The 19,215-nt window shown below is 64.9% G+C and carries 14 protein-coding genes; 8 read left to right on the top strand and 6 right to left on the bottom strand.

Translation table 11 applies throughout. The annotated features are described in order from the left end of the window. The first annotated feature begins 341 nt into the window (after window positions 1-341). Window positions 342-1,868, top strand: a complete 1,527-nt coding sequence (locus AC1DN0_RS08230) for an ABC transporter permease/substrate-binding protein (RefSeq protein ID WP_441628037.1) — start codon at window positions 342-344, stop codon at window positions 1,866-1,868. Window positions 1,869-1,888: 20 nt separating this feature from the next. Here AC1DN0_RS08230 and AC1DN0_RS08225 read toward each other — a convergent pair whose 3' ends face one another. Beyond that, a complete protein-coding gene (locus tag AC1DN0_RS08225; protein ID WP_441628004.1) occupies window positions 1,889-3,301 on the bottom strand; it encodes an aminotransferase-like domain-containing protein in 1,413 nt (470 codons plus the stop codon). Between the two features lie 196 nt (window positions 3,302-3,497). On the opposite strand from AC1DN0_RS08225, the gene AC1DN0_RS08220 reads away from it, so the two are divergent. From AC1DN0_RS08220 to AC1DN0_RS08210, 3 genes are all read left to right on the top strand, one after another. After that, window positions 3,498-3,683, top strand: coding sequence for a DUF2970 domain-containing protein (locus AC1DN0_RS08220; RefSeq protein ID WP_441628002.1), 186 nt, complete (start codon window positions 3,498-3,500; stop codon window positions 3,681-3,683). Window positions 3,684-3,820: 137 nt separating this feature from the next. After that, entirely contained in the window at window positions 3,821-5,182 is a 1,362-nt protein-coding gene (locus tag AC1DN0_RS08215; RefSeq protein ID WP_441628000.1) for a cytochrome c, read from the top strand. A 35-nt stretch (window positions 5,183-5,217) separates the two neighbouring features. After that, window positions 5,218-7,053: a flavin monoamine oxidase family protein gene (locus AC1DN0_RS08210; protein WP_441627998.1), complete on the top strand. Its 1,836-nt coding sequence runs from the start codon at window positions 5,218-5,220 to the stop codon at window positions 7,051-7,053. A gap of 21 nt (window positions 7,054-7,074) precedes the next feature. Here the strand turns inward: AC1DN0_RS08210 and speG are convergent, their stop codons facing one another. Together speG and AC1DN0_RS08200 are read right to left on the bottom strand one after the other, a co-directional pair. After that, complete coding sequence (speG, locus tag AC1DN0_RS08205) at window positions 7,075-7,617, bottom strand: spermidine N1-acetyltransferase (RefSeq protein WP_441627996.1); 543 nt, start codon at window positions 7,615-7,617, stop codon at window positions 7,075-7,077. A gap of 178 nt (window positions 7,618-7,795) precedes the next feature. Next, entirely contained in the window at window positions 7,796-8,581 is a 786-nt protein-coding gene (locus AC1DN0_RS08200; RefSeq protein WP_477101706.1) for a TatD family hydrolase, read from the bottom strand. Between the two features lie 210 nt (window positions 8,582-8,791). Here AC1DN0_RS08200 and AC1DN0_RS08195 point away from each other — a divergent pair, with 210 nt between their 5' ends. From AC1DN0_RS08195 to rpoD, 3 genes are all read left to right on the top strand, one after another. Next, a complete protein-coding gene (locus tag AC1DN0_RS08195) occupies window positions 8,792-9,172 on the top strand; it encodes a helix-turn-helix domain-containing protein (RefSeq protein WP_441627992.1) in 381 nt (126 codons plus the stop codon). Window positions 9,173-9,183: 11 nt separating this feature from the next. Beyond that, window positions 9,184-10,497 carry a type II toxin-antitoxin system HipA family toxin gene (locus tag AC1DN0_RS08190; RefSeq protein WP_477111162.1) on the top strand — a complete coding sequence of 438 codons (1,314 nt, stop codon included), beginning with the start codon at window positions 9,184-9,186 and terminating at the stop codon, window positions 10,495-10,497. 341 nt (window positions 10,498-10,838) lie between these two features. After that, entirely contained in the window at window positions 10,839-12,797 is a 1,959-nt protein-coding gene (rpoD, locus tag AC1DN0_RS08185) for an RNA polymerase sigma factor RpoD (RefSeq protein ID WP_441627988.1), read from the top strand. Window positions 12,798-12,898: 101 nt separating this feature from the next. Here the strand turns inward: rpoD and AC1DN0_RS08180 are convergent, their stop codons facing one another. Then, complete coding sequence (locus AC1DN0_RS08180; protein WP_441627986.1) at window positions 12,899-13,513, bottom strand: DUF1294 domain-containing protein; 615 nt, start codon at window positions 13,511-13,513, stop codon at window positions 12,899-12,901. 71 nt (window positions 13,514-13,584) lie between these two features. Beyond that, the gene (locus AC1DN0_RS08175; protein WP_441628035.1) at window positions 13,585-14,883 is read right to left on the bottom strand and encodes a DUF3422 family protein; all 1,299 of its coding nucleotides are present in this window, start codon (window positions 14,881-14,883) and stop codon (window positions 13,585-13,587) included. A 237-nt stretch (window positions 14,884-15,120) separates the two neighbouring features. On the opposite strand from AC1DN0_RS08175, the gene AC1DN0_RS08170 reads away from it, so the two are divergent. Then, on the top strand, window positions 15,121-15,972 hold the full coding sequence (locus AC1DN0_RS08170; RefSeq protein ID WP_441627984.1) for a LysR substrate-binding domain-containing protein: 852 nt from the start codon (window positions 15,121-15,123) through the stop codon (window positions 15,970-15,972). A gap of 752 nt (window positions 15,973-16,724) precedes the next feature. Here AC1DN0_RS08170 and AC1DN0_RS08165 read toward each other — a convergent pair. Then, window positions 16,725-19,178 (bottom strand): TonB-dependent receptor, encoded by a 2,454-nt coding sequence (locus AC1DN0_RS08165; protein ID WP_477145645.1) that lies wholly within the window; start codon window positions 19,176-19,178, stop codon window positions 16,725-16,727. Window positions 19,179-19,215: the final 37 nt, after the last annotated feature.

Below are 19,215 nucleotides of genomic sequence, written 5' to 3'. Positions count from 1 at the left end.
AGATGTCGTTGATGCTATGTATGTGTTTTCTGGATTCTCGCCCCGCCAGCATTCGGATTGCAAATACTATTTTCATATGTGCTCATGCGGTTGCATGGGGGAAGAGGAGCGGCTGGCGCGCCGTCGCCCCGGCACGGCGGGACGGGTGTCGATGCCGGCAATCGGTGCGGAACCGGGGAGTGTGCCCTGCGCCGCGCCAGGCACGTATGATGGGAACCATGTCGGCACGGGAGGCCACGGGGCCTGCCTGGCGATGCAACAGGAGAGCGCATCATTTGAATCCCCTTCAAAGCTGCACGCGGGGCGCCACGCATGGCGATCGGTTCGGGCTTCCGGGAACCATGGCGGTGCTCGGCCATGTGCTGGTCGGGCTAGCGCTGCTCGCCGCGGCTGCCACGGTGTACGCCGACACGCTCCGGGTTGGCTCAAAGCGCTTTACCGAGTCCTATATCCTCGGGGAAATCCTTACCCAGACGGCTGCGGTCCAGGTCAGTGCCCAACACACGCCCGGCCTTGGCAACACGGCCATCGTGTTCGAAGCCCTCAAGGCCGGTAGCATCGACCTGTATCCGGATTACACCGGCACCGTTTCCAGCGAAATCCTCAAGCTGCCCCCAGGCGCGAGCCTGGAACAGATCAACCGGGCGCTGGCGCCGTTTGACCTGGCGGCTGGCATTCCACTCGGGTTCGAGAACACTTACGCACTGGCGGTGAGCGAGGCCAAGGCGAGCCAGCTTGGCCTGGCGGCGCTGGAAGACCTGGCCGCGCAGCCGCAACTGCGCCTGGGGTTGTCGCATGAATTTCTCGGCCGGGCGGATGGCTGGCCCGGGCTGGCGCAACGCTATGGCCTGCGCCAGCGCCCCATGGGGCTGGATCACGGCATTGCCTACGAAGCCCTGGCCAACGGGCAGGTCGATGCCATCGACATCTACTCGACCGACGCCAAGATTCGCAAGTACGGGCTGCGCGTGCTGACCGACGACCGGCACTACTTCCCGCGCTACGACGCCGTGGTGCTGTACCGGCGCGACCTGCCACAGCGCTTTCCGGCGGCCTGGCAGGCCTTGAATCGCCTGGAGGGAAAGATACACGCGCAAGACATGATCGCGATGAACGCGGCGGCTGAACTGGACGGGCAATCCTTCGCCACGGTAGCGCACGCCTTCCTGGCGAATGGCGGCGCCGCGGCGACTTCCGCCGAAGCGGGAGCCCGGCCAGACGCCCGCGCCGGACTCGCAGCCACCTTGTTCGGCCGCGATACCTTGCGCCTGACCAGGCGGCACCTGGCCCTGGTGCTTGGCGCCGTGGGCGCCGCCACCGTGCTGGGTGTGCCGCTGGCCATCGTGGCCGCACGCCGTCCCCGGCTGGGCCAGGCCTTGATGGCGGCGGTGAGCGTGCTGCAGACGGTGCCCTCGCTGGCCTTGCTGGCCCTGCTGATTCCGCTGCTGGGGCGCATTGGGGTATGGCCCGCCATGGTGGCGCTGTTCCTCTATGCGCTGCTGCCGATCGTGCGCAATACGCTGACGGGGCTGCAGCAAGTGCCCAGGGGGATGTGCGAGGCCGCGCGCGCCCTGGGTTTCAGGCCTGGCCAGGTGCTGCGCTACGTAGAGCTCCCGCTATCGATGCCGGTGCTGCTGGCCGGTATCAAGACAGCAGCCATCATCAGCGTGGGCACGGCCACCATAGCCGCCTTCGTCGGCGCCGGCGGCTACGGGGAACGCATCGCGACCGGGCTCGCGCTGAATGATCACGTCCTGCTGATGGCGGGCGCCATCCCGTCCGCGGTGCTTGCGCTCCTTGTGCAGGCGGGATTCGAACTTGGGGAATGGTACCTGGGCAGGCATGGCCGGGGCGGGACAGCCGCTTGAGCGGGTGGGCCCCTGCCTGCTCATGATTGCGCCTTCGCCAGCTCGCCCAGTCTGGCCACGGCCGCTTCCACGGCGTCGCTCCAAAGGTGGCCGTAGTTCAGGCGGATGCAATTGCGATAGCCTTGCCGTGCCGAGAAGATCGGGCCCGGCGCAATGCCAATGCCATGCTCGAGCGCGGCGCGGTGCAGGGCCAGCGCATCGAAGCCTTCGGCAAACTCCACCCACAGGAAATACCCGCCCGCGGGCTGGGAGACGCGTACCGATTCGGGGAAATGCCGGCCAATGGCGGCGATCAGTTGGCCCTGCTGCATCTCCAGCAGATGGCGCAGGCGCCTCAGGTGCTTGTCGTAGCCGCCGTTCTGCAGGTATTCCGCCAGAGCCACCTGCGTCGGCACGCCTGCCGACAGCGTGGTCATCAGCCGCAGCCGCTGGATCGCTTCGCCGAACCGCCCGGGCGCCACCCAGCCCACCCGGAAGCCCGGCGCCAGTGTCTTGGAAAACGAACTGCAATGCATGACCAGGCCCTCCTGGTCGAAGGCCTTGGCGGGCAGCGGGCAGCGGTTGCCGAAGTACAGCTCGCCGTACACATCGTCCTCGATCAGCGGTACGCGGTGGCGAGCCAGCAAAGCCACCAGCCGCTGCTTCCTGCCCTCGGACATGCTGGCGCCGAGCGGGTTCTGGAACTGCGTCATGAACCAGCAAGCCTTGATCGGGTGGCGCTTCAGGGCGGCATCCAGCGCGTCCAGGTCGATGCCTTCGCGCGGATCCACCGGGATCTCCACGGCCCGCAAACGTAGCCGCTCCAGCGCCTGCAGGGCAGCATAGAAACCGGGCGACTCGATGGCCACCACGTCGCCAGGCTGGGTCACGGCCATCAGGCACAGGTTGAGCGCTTCGAGCGCACCGTTGGTGACGACGATTTCCTCGGTGGGTTGCGGGGCTCCCGCGCCAAGGTAGCGCAAGCCGATCTGCTGGCGCAGGGCCAGATGCCCGGCCGGCATGTCGTTCACGGAATACCAGGGATCGAGTTCGCGCCCGGCGCGGGCCAGCGACTTGCCCAGACGCTCCCAGGGAAACAGCTCGGGCGAAGGGAAGGCCGAGCCGAGCTGGACAAGCTGAGGATCGCGCGCGGCATCGAGCACGGAGAACACCAGCTTGGAGATATCGACGTCGGTCGAGACCTGGTGCGAGCGGCGCACCGCCGGCTGCGGCAGCGGCCGCCCCACCGGTCCCGTCACGTAGTAGCCGGAGCGCTCGCGCGCCCGTACCAGCCCGCGTTCCTCCAGCCGGTAGTACGCCTGGAACGCGGTGGAAGGGCTCACGCCATACTGCGCCACCGTCTTGCGGATCGACGGCATCTTGGTGCCGGGCGGCAGGTTGCCGCTGCGGATGTCCTTGGCCAGCGTTTCCGCCAGCTCTTCGTAGCGCTTCATGGGGCAGGGGGGCAGGGGTCTACAAATGCCTGATCGTCAAACTGATACGCAAAATTATCGCAGATCTGATTCTGTTATTACTTGCCAGCCACGGCCATAATGCGCCGTAACTAGTAAAAGCCATGCCGTTGCACGGTCGGCCGCCCCCCGGACGTACGGTCATGCGATGTGTGGCAAGCATGCAAGGAAGACGGAAATGAACCCCTTGAGATTGGTGATTACGGTGTTGTGGGGATTTTTTGGCCTGCGCAAGGGCCAGGAACATATGCGCGACCTGCAGGCGGTGCGGCCGGTGCCGCTGATCCTGACCGGCGTGGCGCTGGCGGCGGGCCTCGTGCTGCTGCTTGTGTCGCTGGCGCACTGGGCGGTGTCCCACGCCTGAAGCGCGGGCGCGCCAGTTCATCCCGCATCCGCAGGGCCGCCCAGGTCTGCAACCATGATGCTCTGCCCGCCGCGCGCGGGCTGCGCACGCTTGCCGCACGGAACGCCATCGCGGCGCTTAAAACGACAATCAGCCCCATGAGCCTTGCCACAAGGCGGTTCTCCGCTACCGCCGCCGTCGCCGGCACCATTTCCGCCCTTGCGCGCAGGCACTTGCGCAGCGCTGCCGCCGCCTTCGCCGCCTTGCTGCTGGCGCCATGCCTCGCGGCTGCGGCGGACGCCCCCGGCGCGGCGCAGATCGAGCGTGGCCGCTACCTGGCCAAGGTGGCCAACTGCGCCGCCTGCCACACCAGCCCCGGTGGCGCGCCCTTTGCCGGCGGATTGCCGTTGAAGACCGGCGTGGGCACCGTCTATTCCACCAACATTACGCCGGATGCCGAGAGCGGCATCGGCGCCTACACGTTCGAGGAGTTCGACCGCGCGCTGCGTGAGGGCGTGGCGAAACACGGCAAGCGGCTTTATCCCGCCATGCCTTACCCGTCGTATGCCCGCCTCGCCGAACCGGACGTGCAGGCGCTCTATGCCTACTTGCGCACCGAAGTAAAAGCCGTGCGGCAGGAAACCGCCGAACCCGAGATGCGCTGGCCGTTCGGCATGCGCTGGCTGCTGCGCGTCTGGAACTGGCTGTTCCTCGAAACCGGGCCGGTGCGCAACGATGCCAGCCAGAGTGCAGCGTGGAATCGCGGCGCCTACCTGGTACAAGCGGTGGCCCACTGCGGCGCCTGCCATACGCCGCGCGGCGCGCTGATGGCCGAGAAGGGGCTGGATGAACGCAGCCGGCATTTCCTGGCCGGCGCCAGCGTGGAAGGCTGGGCTTCCACCAACCTGCGGGGCGACCCGCGTACGGGGCTGGGCAGCTGGTCGCGCGAAGACATTGCCGAATATCTGCACACCGGGCGCAATGCGCATGCGACTTCGTTCGGGCCGATGTCCGAGGTGATCGCATCGTCCACGCAGTTCATGAGCCGCCCGGATCTGGATGCCGTTGCCGTGTATCTCAAGTCGGTGCCCGGCACGCGCAGCGACGAGACACCCTACGTCTATGATGCCGGCACCGCCGACATGCTCGCGCAGGGCCGCTTCGACGCCACCGGCGCGCGCCAGTACGCCGAATTCTGCATGCCTTGCCATGGCGCCAACGGCAAGGGCTTTGCCCGCGTCTTCCCGCCATTGGCGGGCAATCCGACCGTGGTGGATCCTGATCCGTCCTCGCTGGCCAACCTGCTGCTCGACGGCGCCGTGACCGCGCACGTGGGCACGGCGGCCACCGATTACCACATGCCCGGCTATGGCTGGACGCTGGACAACCAGGAGCTGGCGAACGTGCTGACCTTTATCCGCACCGGCTGGGGCAATCGCGCCAGCCCTGTAGCGGAAGGGGCGGTAGCCGCGCGCCGCGCCGAACTGGGCCGTCAGCGCGACACCGCTGAGCGCCGTTGAGCCCGCGCCACCCAAACCAAGCGAACGATATTGCCATGACCATCACGCGCAGAGACTTTCTCAACGGCGCCGCACTCACCATCGCCGCGGGGCTGGCGCCGTCCCAGCTCTTGCAGGCCGCTGAACGCAGCGCCGGCTATCCCCCGGCGCTGACCGGGCTGCGCGGCAACCATGCGGGCACCTACACGCTTGCGCACAGCCTGGCCCGCGAAGGCGCCAAATACCCTGCCGTGATGGCGCGCGAAGTCTTCGACCTGGTGGTGGTGGGCGGTGGCCTCAGCGGGCTGGCGGCGGCGTGGTTCTACCAGCGCCGCTTCGGCGCCGGCAAACGCATCCTGATCCTCGACAACCACGACGATTTCGGTGGCCATGCCAAGCGCAACGAGTTCACGGTACGCGGACAGAAACTGGTGACGTACGGCGGCAGCGCCGAGATGCCGCCGACCGCGCTCGACAGCCGCGCGGTAGCCACGCTGCTGGCCGGGCTCGGCGTGGATCCCAAGCGCCATCAGGCCGCCGAACGCGACCTGTATCGCGAGCTGGGCATGGGCCGCTCGGTCTTCTTCGACGCGGAACACTTTGGCCGTGACCAGTTGCTTGCCGGCGATCCGTTTGCCAGCCAGATCGATGCCCGCAATACCGGGGCGCAGCCGGCCAGTGCCGCGGCGTTCAAAGCCTTCCTGGACAAGACGCCGCTGCCGCAGCAGGACCGCGACGCGTTGGCGCGCCTGGCCGATGGCGGCACGGATTACCTGGCGGGCATGGGCGAGGGCGAGCGGCTGGCTTACCTGAAGCGCACCAGTTACGCGGCCTTCCTGCGCGAGAAGGCCGGCGTGGGTCTCGACGGCCAGCGCTTTTTCCGCAGCCGCAGCAACGATGCCTATGCCCTGGACGCCGACGGCGTATCGCTGTTCGACGCGCTGGCCATCGGCTTGCCGGGCGGCAAGAACATGCCGCCGCCCAGCCTCAATCCACGCCTTGGCAAGTCGCCCGCATCGAAGCTCTGGTTTGCCGATGGCAATGCCACGCTGGCGCGGCTGCTGGTGCGGAACATGATCCCGGGCGTGACGAAGTCCGGCAGCCCCGATGACATCGGCGCGGCCGGTTTCGACTACAGCCGGCTCGATACCGACGATTCCAAGGTACGGGTACGCCTGAACAGCACGGCCATCGCCATCGAGCCGGACCAGCGCATCACGCGCGTGACCTATGGCTGGAGCGGCAACCTGCACCGGGTCGAAGCCGCGCACGTGGTGCTGGCCGGCTACAACATGATGATCCCGTTCATCATGCCCGGCCTGCCGGCGCCCCAAAAGCAGGCCCTGCGCTCCGACGTGAAGGCCCCGGTGGTCTACACCAAGGTGGCGCTGGACAACTGGCGCGCCTTCGAGGCGCTCAAGACCAGCCGCATCCATGCGCCGGCCATGGCCTACACCGACCTGTGGCTGGAGAAGCCGGCCGGCGCGCGCCCGGCGGACCCGGTGGTGCTGCACATGCTCTATGTGCCCACCGTGCCGGACAGCGGGATGCAGGCGCGCGAACGCTTCCGCGCCGGGCGGGCTTTCCTGCTTGGTACGCCGTTCGGCGAACTGGAGAAGGGTATCCGCAGCCAGCTAGACCGCATGCTGGCGCCCGGCGGCTTCGCCGGCAAGGATGTGATTCGCGGCATCACCGTCAACCGCTGGGCGCACGGCTACAGCTATATGCCCAACAGCCTGTTCGAGGAGGAGGCGGCAGCGCAGGCCGTGCTGGATCACTCGCGCGCCAGCGCGGGCAATGTGGTGATCGCTAACAGCGATAGCGCGGGCAGCCCTTCGCTGACAGCCGCCATCGACCAGGCGTGGAAGGCGGTCGGGGAGCTGGCGGGCTGATTTCGGGCCTGGGCGGGGCGCTCAGAGCCGGGCGTTGCGCGCGGCGAGGTAGTCGCGCTGGAAGGCGCACATGCGCAATGCATTGTGATAGGCGCCATAGCTGAAGAACTCTTCCAGCAGTTCGCCCTCGCGCTGGAAGCCGCATTTCTCGTAGATATGGATCGCCTTGGCGTTCTGCACGTCCACGATCAGGAAAAGCTTGTGCAGGTTCAGCACCATGAAGGCGTAGTCCATGGCGAGCCGGGTGGCCGTGCCGGCGTAGCCGCGGCCCTGGCTGGCTGGCGCCACGATGATCTGGAACTCGCCGCGCCGGTGGATATGGTTCAACTCCATCAACTCGACCAGGCCAACGGCTTCGCCATCCAGGTTCTCGCAGACGAAGCGGCGCTCGCGCTGGTCGTGCACATGGCGGTCATAGAGCTGAGTCAGCTCGGCGAAGGTTTCGTAGGGTTCCTCGAACCAGTAACGCATGATCTTCGCGTCGTTGTTCAGGCTGTGTACGAAATGCAGGTGGCTGCGCTCCAGCGGGCGCAGGATCAGGTTTGGGCCGGTTTCGGTCACCATGGGCGGGCCTTTCTTGATTGTTATTTACGGGTCTGTCCGGAGCCGGCGGGCAACACAAGCAAATGAGGTCCAGCGGCTCCGGGCGAAGCCTGGTTCGACCCCCGGCGGCTTAGTCGGGTTCCGATTGTAGGCACATTTGTTCACAATCACCGCTTGTCACGAGCGGGCAGGGCGCACCTCAGGCCGGGATGCCGAACAGGCGGCGGCTATTGCGGGTGCACTGGCTGGCAACCTCGGCCACCGTCAACGCTTTCAGTTCGGCGACTGCCTGCGCAATCCAGGGCAGGTTGGCGGGCTCGTTGTAAGGCCGCCGGTTCTTGTGGTTCTTCGGGCCGAGGTAGGGCGCATCGGTCTCCAGGTGCAGGCGGTCGAGCGGTATGGCTTGCACGGCCTCGCGCAGCGCCTGGCCTCGCTTGAGATCCGTTACCCAGCCCGTGATACCGATGTCCAGGCCCAGTTCGACGAAAGCGGCCGCCTCGTCGGCAGCGCCGGTAAAGCAGTGCACCACACCGTGGGCGCCGGCACGGACCGCGGGTTCCACCATCGCGTAGAAGTCCTCGAAGGCGTCGCGGCAATGGAGAAACAGGGGCTTCTTCCAGAGGACAGCCGCTTCGAGCTGGTCCGCGAAGGCCCTGCGCTGGTCGGCAGGCGTCGAGAAATTTCGGTTGTAGTCCAGCCCGCACTCCCCGATCGCCACCACCTCGGGGCGTTCCCAGAGGGACTCAAGCGATTGCCGGACCGATGGCGACCAATCCCTGGCCGTGTGAGGGTGCGTGCCCGCCGTTGCGAATAGGAGGCGGGGATGCAGCCTGGCCAGGTCACTAGCCTTCCTGCTCGCGTCCAGCGATGTGCCCGTCGCGAGTATGGCCACCACCCCGGCCGCCACGGCGCGCGCAAGGATGGCGTCTGTGTGCGGGGCAATCTGGGAGGAATGAAAGTTTACGCCAATGTCGATTAGGTGCATGTCTGGCTGGGATGAGAGGCGGATCGTTCGCAGCATGCAGTCTAACCTCGGGCTAATCGGCTTGCTGCGCTCATAATGTTCTCTATATCAAACACTACGAAGAATTAACCGCTTAGTGTTTCGTTTATGGCACGTTATCTTGACTGGTGCTGTTGTTTCGTATACAGTACGTTAGACGTTTATTTGAGCATAATGTTATACAGGTAGCACATGAATCTTGCTGAGCTGGGAGAGGCCTTTAAGCGTGCCAGGATCCTTGCGAACAAGACCCAACAGGAAGTCGCCGAGTACAGCGGGGTGCCGCGGGCCCGGATCAGCCGGTTTGAGACGGGCGGATTGCCGGAGATGGGCGCGGTGAAGTTGTTGAGTTTGTTCGAGGCCGTCGGGCTTGAGCTGCTCGCAAGGCCTGCCGGCCACCGAAGGACGCTGGACGACGTGCTGGCAGAGACGGAGGAAGTCGATGCCACCTCCGAGGAAGCGCGCCGGCGTGTCCGGCACTTTCACCGCCGGCCGCAGCCAGCCGCGGACCTTGACGCGTCCCAGTCCGGCGACAAGGCACCGGAAAAGGCCCACGACGAGGGTTCGAAGTGAACGGCGCACAGATGCTGGACGTCTATGTGAATGCAACGCCCGTCGGCACGCTGGCCGAAGAAGCGCGCGCGAGCGTATTCACCTACCTGCCAGATGTGCCGGCGCACGACTTCGTGTCGCTTCTGCTGCCAGTTCGGGCAGAGTCGTATAAATGGGCAGCCGGGCTGCTGCCGTTTTTTCAGATGAACTTGCCCGAGGGGTACAAGAAGGACCTGATCCGGCGCAAGCTTGGGGCCCATGCCGACGTGAGCGACCTGGGCCTGCTGGCGCTGACCGGCGCGAACGGGATCGGCAGGGTCCGGGTGGTGCCTCACGGGGCGCCGCCGACGTTGGCTGCCTCGAACCTGGACATGGCGAGCCTGCTCGCATCGACTGGATCGCGGGACAACCTGCTGCGCCATCTGGAAGCGGGCATTGCCGAAGGTGTATCGGGCGTCATGCCCAAGGTGCTTGCCAGGCCCGAGGACAAAGCCACGGTCTGGACCGACGAGTTCATCCTGAAGACGGGTCCGGTGGATTTGCCCGGCCTGTCCGTGAACGAGTTCCTGTGCCTCGAAGTGGCGCGGCTGGCGGGCCTGGAAGTGCCGGAAACAGAACTTTCTGACGACGGGCAGGTGCTGGCAATCCGCCGTTTCGATCGCCTGGCGGACGGCAGCCGGCTTGCAGTTGAGGATTTTTGTGCGCTGAGAGGACTGGACCCTGTCAATAAATACAAGGGCAGTCTTGAGGATCTGGCAAAGCTGTTGGCGATTTACGTCAGCGCCCCGCATCGGAAGGAAAGTGCGCGGCGCCTGTTTACGTTGTTGCTTTTGAACTACGCATTGCGCAATGCCGATGCACACCTGAAGAACTTCGCTGTGGTGTACACCAGCATCGATGACGTCAGGCTGGCGCCGGTGTATGACATTGTCACGGTGACCGCCTACCCGGAGTATCGGGCGGATATTCCAGGTTTGCCGCTGGCTGGCAAGCGGACCTGGGCATCCGGGAAGTTGCTGGCGCAGTACGGCGGCGCAAGACTGAACTTGTCTAGCGCCGATATGGCCGCATGTATGGGCCAGGTGACGCAGGCGATCCGGAAGGTAGTGCCGCTGGTAAGCGAGTACGCCGACCGCTACCCGGAGTTCAGGGAAATCGCCAAGCGCATGCTGGACGCGTGGGCGCAAGGCGCCGAGGACATCAAGCCGGATGCCAGGTTGGGCAAGCCGGAGCCTGCGCCGCTACGGGAACAGGCCGGCCTGTCCGGGCAGAACGATTTGGTGAGCAGGAAAAAAACAAATGTGTACGTCGATCCGGATGGTGCTTTCGGTCACAAAGCCCGCTAGACCAGAAGGTTCGGCGCATTGGAAGACGCCTCGATGGGTCTGATACCTAACTCCGGTGCTTCCCTGCATAGGGGGAACCACACGGAAGCGGGGCATTGGCAACATGGCAGTCGGTTTTTTCGCGTGATGCGTTGCAACAACGAATGTAGAATATCGCCCTTTGGCTTGAACGGACACGCAATGCCGGACTGGGAGTCCCAGCGGATTGCGGCAGATGTCCGTCTCTCGGCAGCTAGCAATGCTGCGAGGGCTTTGACAGCCGCAGGTGCGATGGGTGTACCCTCGTATGGGCAACAGTCAAGAAGTAATCAAGTAGTAATTCAGCAAGGGAGCAGCAGTTAATGGCGAGTGGCGCACAACGGACGTTGGCAGAATCGAAAACAGCATTGGCCGGCAAGAAGCCGGCCGGTAGGGGTGCGGCGTCCACGGCTCAAGCTGATCCCGCAACCGAAGCTACGGAGCGCAGCCAGCAGCTGCGCGCACTGATCCAGCTGGGCAGGGAACGCGGCTACCTGACGCACGCGGATATCAGCGACCATTTGCAGGGCAATTTCACCGACACGGCTGCGATGGAAAGCATCGTCAGCACGTTCGCTGAAATGGGCGTGACGATCTACGAGCAGACGCCGGACGCCGAAGCGCTCCTGCTGCGCGATAGCGCGGTCGCGGCCTCGGACGACCAGGCCGACGAAGAGGCGGAAGTCGCGCTGTCGACCGTCGACTCCGAGTTCGGCCGGACCACCGACCCGGTGCGGATGTACATGCGGGAAATGAGCTCGGCAACCTTGCTGACCCGCAAGCAGGAAGTGGAGATCGCCAAGCGCATCGAAGACGGCCTGAACCGCATGGTTCACGCCATCGCTGCCTGCCCGTCCACCATTGCGACGATCCTCGAACTCTCGCAGCGCGTGGAGCGCGATGAAATCCGCATCGATGAACTGGTCGACGGGCTGATCGAAGGGGAAGCCGAGGTGGCCGCCGAAGCCGACGACGACACCAGCCGCGATGAAGTCGCCGCCGATGACGAGAGCGACGACGACAGCGACGAAGGTGCGAGCGCGCAAGCCAACGAATCCGCCGCGCTTTCCAAGCTGCGGGACGATTGCCTGACGCGGTTCGCCCGCGTGGCCGATCATTTCGAGGCCATGCGCAAGGCCTACACCGCGCATGGCGTGGAGTCGGAAGGATTCCTCATGGCTCAGCTCGCGGTCCGCGAAGAGCTGAGTTCGATCCGCTTTACCGCCAAGACCATTGAGCGCCTGTGCGCCGATGTCCAGGCCGTGGTGGAAGAAGTGCGTGTCGTCGAGCGCCAGATCCTGCAGCTGATGGTGGAGCGGTGCGGCATGCCCAGGGAAGAGTTCATCGAACGCTTCCCCGGCAACGAGACCAATCTTGCCTGGGGCCGCTCGCTTGCTGCCGAATCGCGCTCGTACAGCGACTCGGTCGGCCGTAGCCTGCCGGACCTCGAATCGCATCAGCAAAAGCTGGTTGATATTCACGCACGCGCGGTGTTGCCGCTGTCGGAGCTGAAGCTGGTGAACCGCCAGATGCTGACCGCCGAGCGCCAGATGCGCCAGGCCAAGCACGAGATGACGCAAGCCAACCTGCGTCTGGTGATCTCGATCGCCAAGAAGTACGTGAATCGCGGCATGCAGTTCCTGGACCTGATCCAGGAAGGCAATATCGGCCTGATGAAGGCGGTCGACAAGTTCGAGTACCGCCGCGGCTGGAAATTCTCCACCTATGCAACGTGGTGGGTCCGCCAGGCAGTGACGCGGGCGATCGCCGACCAGGCCCGGACCATCCGGGTGCCGGTGCATATGATCGAGACGATCAACAAGCTCAACCGCATCTCGCGCGAAATCATGCAGCGCACCGGCAAGGCCGCGGATCCCGCGGCGCTTGCCGAGCGCATGGAGATGCCTGAAGAGAAGGTCCGCTCGATCATGAAGATCGCCAAGGAGCCCGTCTCCATGGAAACGCCGGTTGGCGAGGACGGCGATACGAGCCTGGGCGACATGATTGCCGACTCGGATACCGCGTCCCCGGCGGAAGCCGCACTGCATGCGAGCCTGCGGGCGACCGTGCGGGAAATGCTGGACGACCTGACGCCCCGCGAGGCCAAGGTGCTGCGGATGCGTTTCGGTATCGACATGTCCACCGACTACACGCTGGAAGAAGTCGGCAAGCAGTTCGATGTGACCCGCGAACGGATTCGCCAGATCGAAAGCAAGGCGATGAAGAAGATGCGGCATCCGAGCCGCGCGGACCATCTGAAGGCGTTCCTGAAGGAAGGCTGATAGCGGGGCGCCGGGGCAAGTCCTGGCGCCAACGCGCGACGAAGCGATGCAGCGACGAAGGGGGTTGCGGCCAGGTTGAGGCCGTGACCCCCTTCTTCGTTTCAGGCCGGCACAAGGGTCTTCCAGAGCACCATGGCGCCGATGTTCAGGACCACGGTGCCCCAGAAAGCCGCCTGAAACGCCTGCTTCCGGTTTTTGTGGCGCAGCAGATGTTGCGCGGCAAGTGCGCCCGGCCAGCCACCACACAGGGCGAGGAAGTGCAGGTGGGCCTCGGGCGTGCGCCATTCCTTGCGGTTGGCGCGGGCCTTGTCGGCGTTGTACGCAAGGAATGCAACGATACTCATCACTAGACTGATCGCGCCGGCAAGCCGCGGGAGAAACCCACCGAGGGCGCCGGCGAAAATCGCCGCCAGGGCGATCGCGGCCAGGAAAACCGGCAGCACGCTTGCCTGGTTTTGCGGTTTCGGTGCGCCCAGCATCGAGACGTTGCTGGCTTGCATGCGGCCGTCCTTGCCCTTGCCCAGTTCAAACATGACGCGGTCGCCAGGCTTCGGCCGGACTGAACGGTTCTGCAGCGCGGTGATGTGAAAGAAAATGTCCTTCACGTCGGCATGTACATCGATAAAGCCATAGCCCTTGTCGGCATTCCAGGATGTTACGCGGCCTGCTTTTTTCATTTTTGTTCGGCGTGGAAATAGACCGGGAGCGTCGCACAAATCCCCCTTTCGCACAACGAGCGGCAGCCGAAGCCTGAGGAAGGGGAAGGGTGGCGCGTCTTAAGCTGGCCTCAGACTGTCCTCTCTCCGCCCGGAACGGCTTGCTTGGAGACGACCATGTTCCGCTTCGGTCCGGTCCGCTTGCTGCGCCTGGTAGCGCGCAATACCAGCAGGACAACCGGGATGATCAATATCCCCTCAAGCAGTTCGGGATCGAGCGGAAGATGCACCGCGTGGAGGGCTTTGAGTCCGGCGCCGGTCAGGGACAGCACGTAATACGAGATGGCCGCAACGGATAAGCCCTCGACTGCGTGCTGAAGTCCCAGCTGGCTGCGGGCCGTTTGGTCCATTCCCTCCAGCAGGCGAGTGGTGTCCTGCTCCTGCGCAAGGTTGACGCGCGTACGCAGCAGGTCGACAGCTCTTGCCACACGTCCCGCAAATTGTTCGTGGCGCGCCCAGACCGCCTTGCACGTTTCCATTGCGGGGGCAAATCGACGCTCCATGAATTCGGCGATCGTTGGCACGCCTTCGATGCGCTCTTCCCGCAGTTCATGAATCCGTGCGAGCACGAGCTTTTCATAGGCGCGAGATGCACTGAAGCGCCCACCGGATTCGGCCAGCGCCTCGATCCGCACCGCCAGATGGGTCAGCCGGACCAGCAATTCGGCATCATGTTGCGGTCCGGGACTTGCATCCATGCTGTGCATCAATGGCCCGAGCGCCCGCTGCAGTTCGTCCAGGCTTCCGCCCAGGTCGCGAGCGACCGGCAATGCCAGCAATGCCATCATTCTGTATGTCTCGATCTCGTAGAGACGCTGCAGGAGGCGGCCACCTTGCTCTTCACGAAAGCCATCGTCGATCACGAGAAATCGCGAGAAGCCGTCCGGCTGGATGGTCCAGTCGCAGAATACCTGCCCACCTCCCAGTACATGGCTGCCGACAAGAATCGGACCATCGATCCACTCCCGCAGGTCCCGGCGCGCCCGGTTTGCGCCTTCGCCCGACACGAGCTCCATTCGGGCCGCGACAAACCGCTTGCCTTCAAACGCATGGAACCATTCAGATGGCACGTGCGCCGTAGCCAGATCGGAGAAGTAGTCCGTGTCATGGCGTTTTGCGACGAACGTGAAGGTCGAAAACTCCGTGTGCCGTTCCCACTTCAACTCTTTTTCCGCTCCCCACCGCGCCGAATAGTGCTTTGTGCCGTCGGCGGGGGCGTCCAGGCCAGTGAGACGGCACAGCGCTCTCAGGAGCGTCTGGTGAATTGCCGTGTCGTCATCGGCATAGATGGCAAAGTGCACCAGTGACACCGAGCCGCCAATCCTGAGAAACGGCCGTGCATGCAATTCGCGCGAAAGGCTGGCGCGCAGGGTCCATAGCTTGATGCCTGTTTGTTAATCCGCTAATTAACTAATTAACCGCATTGACTCCGATCGCGGCGTGTCGGGTTGCAACCGAGGGCACCTTCAATCCGCCTTTCGTCGGCGCGACCCGCCGCACACCCGCGCGGCCTGCGCTTCAGCGTTGCTTGCGTGTGAGTATGCCCTTGGCGCATGATTAAGAAAAACGGGTAAAATTGATCGTTCGCATCAGATTTTCTGATATTTATGAAAGCGCTTGACCTCGACGTGCTGACGATGCTTGTGGCTGTTGCCGATACCAGCAGCTTCAGCCGTGCGGCGCAGGTGGTGCATCGTTCCCAGTCTGCGGTCAGCATGCAGATCAAAGCGCTGGAGCTGGCGCTCGGCAAGCCCCTGTTCGTGCGAAGAGCAAGAAGCGTTGCCCCGACGCAGGATGGCGAAGTCCTGTTGGGGTTTGCGCGGCGCATGCTTGCCCTGCGTGACGAGGCCTGGGCGGCGGTGGTTCGCCCGGACGTGACGGGCAGGGTCGTCATTGGCGTGCCCGACGACTATGCTTCTTCGCTGTTGCCCGCGATCCTCAAGAAGTTTTCGGCGACTTACCCTAAGGTCGAGATCCAGGTCATCGGACTGCCGAGCGTGGCGCTGGCGCCGATGGTCAGGGATGGATCGGTCGACCTCGTATGCGCAACACGCGTAAAGGGGTTGTCCGGCGAGTTCATCCGACACGAGCCGATGGTCTGGGCGGCTGCGCCAAGCGCCGATGGGATATGGCGCGAGAGACCGCTTCCGATCGCTGTGTTCCTGCCGGGCAGCGTCGCGCGGGAAAACGCTATTCGCAGCCTTGAGCGCGCGAAGATTACCTATCGGACCTCGTACGAGAGCCCCAGTTTGCTCGGCCTGCTCAGCATGGTCGAAGCCGGCCTCGCCGTGGCTCCCCTTGCGCGCTGCGCGGTTCCGCCTCACTTCACCTTGCTTGGCCAGGCTCAGGGCCTTCCGGAGATTGCAGCGCTGGAAGTCATCCTGGCGCGAAGTGCAGGTTCCAGGCGACCGCCGTGCGATTTCCTTGCCGAACAGATCGTTTCCGAGTTGCGGCGATAGGGCAGTCATGCGACGTCACAGCGGTTCAACCAGCCGCCTTCCATTCGCGCTCATGGCGCGCGCACTGTTGCATTTCGCCCTCACGCCTGACGGGCGCTAACAATTGATTACAACCGGGGTGGTCGGGCCGAACTATGCTCCCCCGTGCTCAAAAACTGCGGTAGCCAGGTACAGTGGCATGCCGTGCTACATGGAAGAAGCGTCGCATGATCAAGATCTGTTCGATTCCCCTGGTGGCCATTGCCATGTTGGCGGCCACCGCGGGAGCCGCCCGGGCGCAGCATGTTGTCGGGGGGATGGGCGAGGATGTCAGGATCGGCGCCTTTGGTGGCCACGCGGACAATCGCTTGGGCGGCCGCGTCCTGCCCGACAAGCATGGGCTCGATACGGCCGGCCGGAACGGGGCACGCACGCGAGCCGGTGGCCGACAGGCAGTGCACGCCGCCGGTACGCGTGCAAAGGTGCCTTTACTTCCTGGCAGGCATTTGCCATAGGCGGCATTTCTGCAGGGGACACTCCCGGCGTTGACGCTCTATTCCCCTCCGGTACGACACGTTGAAGCCTTCGGAAAGCGAGATCATGCCTGCGCGCCTTGCGTCAGGCGGCCCAGCGCGCCGGGCTGCTCGGTTCGGACACACCGTTGGTGCAGTAGGGAGAATCGCATTGCTGAATCAGCAAAGTGCGCAGATAGCGATCGCCATGCTTGCCATGCCTCGCAAGCGCTCGTAGCCAGGCGCGCTCCCATTGTCGGATCACATGCGGTAAATCACGCCGGCCCAGACGCTGCGGGGAGCGCCAGGGGCGACAAACAGCGCGCTGGCGTTGTCTCCCGGCGTATTCTGCGGACGTAGCAGATTGCCGTTGGGAAAGACGTCATTGGCGATCTGCCCGTAGGTCTCGTAGCGGCGGTCGAACAGGTTGGCCACACGCAAGTAGACTTCGAAGCCTTTGCTCACGCGATACGAGGCGCGCAGGTTGACCGTGGCATACCCCGGCGTACTCCAGTTCACGGACTTCGGCGCCTTGCCGGGCTGCGGGTCGGCGCGCAGGCCGTCTTCGTTGCCACTGGTGACGCTGCTGGACACGCCAACCAGGTCGGCGCCCAGGGTCAGTTCGGGCAGCGCCTGCCAGTCCACACCCAGCTTGATGGTGTGGCGCGGCAGGCCGGCCAGGCGCATGCCCGGCTTGACGTCGATGGTGYGTTCGCCCACCGCGAGCTGACCGGTGGCCTGATAGGTGGCGTCGAGATAGCTGTAGCCGAGGCGCAGGGTGACGTTGCCCAAGCGCTGCCGGGCGGACAGGTCGAAGCCCTGGTTGCGGGTCCGGTCGAAATTGGCGAAGTAGCCCTGCTGCGTGTTGGGGGCGCGCAGGAAGAGGATGTCGTCGTGGTTATCAACGCGGTAGAGTGAGCCGGACACTTCCGTGTCCTTCGAGGGCCGCCAGCGCGCGCCCACTTCATAGGAGTGCGAGACGACCTGCTTGAGGTAAGGGTCGGCCTGCAGGCCGGCAGGCAGGCGGCAGGGCTGGGCCGGATCGGCGCAGCCCAGTTCGAGCGCCGTCGGCACGCGGTTGTTCTGGGCGTAGCCGCCAAATACCGAGACCCCGGCGCCCAGCTTCTGCGTAATGCCAAGCGCGGGGTTGAGCCTGCGGTAGGTGAAGCTCTCGTTCGGCTGCTCGCTGCCGTCGCTGTTGCGCAGCGTGTTGCTCACGGTCACGTGGTTCCACCGGGCCGAACCAGTCACGAAGGTGCTGGGCGTCACGGCCCAGGTGTCCGACAGGTACAGGCCAATCGCGCGCGAGGTGCCGCTGACGCCGGAGAACAGTTCGTTCGGCGCATCCGGGTCCGCGATCACGCCGCGGTCGTCGGTAAAGGTGCCTAGCTGCTCGTACTGCGAATAGGTGAGGCGGCTGCGGTCGAACGTCAGCCCGGCGTTGATCAGGTGCTTTTCCGTCTCCTTGGCGAAGCTGAACGCCATGCCGATGGACTGCTGCCACATGTGCGTCGTGTTCAGCACCGCCGGATCCAGCGCCGCGCCGTCGTCCCGGGTGTAGCCGCAGCGGGACTTGCGCGGGCTGCCGGCGGCATTGAAGCCATCTTCGCAGTCTTCCGTATAAGCAGCGTAGACCGGGTTCACATCTCCGTTGGTGGTGTCGCGGCGGCTGGTGCGCACATAGGCGAGCATGGCGGCGCTGGTCTTCTCGTCGAACCAGTGCCGGCCGTTGAGGGCGGCCTGGGTGACCATGTTCTCGGTTTTGTCGGGATAGGTATAGACGGCACCGCGATTGCTCTCGTAGAGCCCGGGCAGCATGGCATTGCCGCTAGCGCGGTAGCTGGGCACCAGGCCGTTGCCGATCAGGGTGCTGCGCCCATGCAGCACGGACACATCCCAGCTGTCGGTCTCGCCCTCGTGCCCGGCCTTGATGAACAGGTTGCCGAGCCGGCCCTCGGAATGATCGCGCCAGCCGTGCTCCTGGAACAGGGTGCCGGCGGCGAAGGCGTGCCAGCCGCTGTCGCTGCGGATGCCGCCCGACAGGTCGGCGCGCTTGCGGTTGCCGCTGCCATAAGAGAGATCGGCGGTGAAGCCAGGTGAGGTCAGGCCCGAGCGGGTGGTCATGGCAAGCGCGCCGCCGAGCGTGTTGAGGCCATAAGCGGGGTTGGCGCTGGAGACCAGCGAGACGCTTTCCAGGGCGGACTCGGGAATCATGTCCCAGCTAACCACATCGCCGAAGGGCTCGTTGACGCGGATGCCGTCCAGGTAGACAGACAGCCCTTGCGACACGCCCGGGATCGACGAGGCGCGAAAGCCGCGGTAGGTGAGGTCGGTCTGGAAGGGGCTGCCCTGGATGTCGTTGACGTTGACGCCGGTGAAGTTACGCGCCAGGTATTCGGCGAGGGTGCCGGTGCGCGTGCCGTTCAGCTTGTCGCCGCTGACCGTCTGCACCGTGTAGGGCACGACATCGCGGTCCACGCCGATGCCGGGCAGCGGAGCCGCCGCCACCACCAGGACCTCGGGCAGCGTGGCACTGTCCCCGATTTGCACACCATTGTCCTGTTGTGCAACAGCGGGCAGGGCGGCCAGCAGTGCCACGGCCAGTGCGATGGCGGTGACCGCGCCGCGCCGTGGCGCGCCGAGGCGGGGCGCCGGGCGCAGGGCGGCGCCTCCCGGCTTGGCTCTGCGTCTGGGCGGGGGTAGGTTGGCTGGCATCTTGCATCTCCTCGGAATGATTGGCCGGGGCACCTGC

It is taken from the genome of Cupriavidus sp. 05N39 (assembly GCF_056397325.1).
The sequence above is the reverse complement of the archived record's forward strand: the minus strand, read 5'-3'. Positions and strand labels throughout refer to the sequence as shown.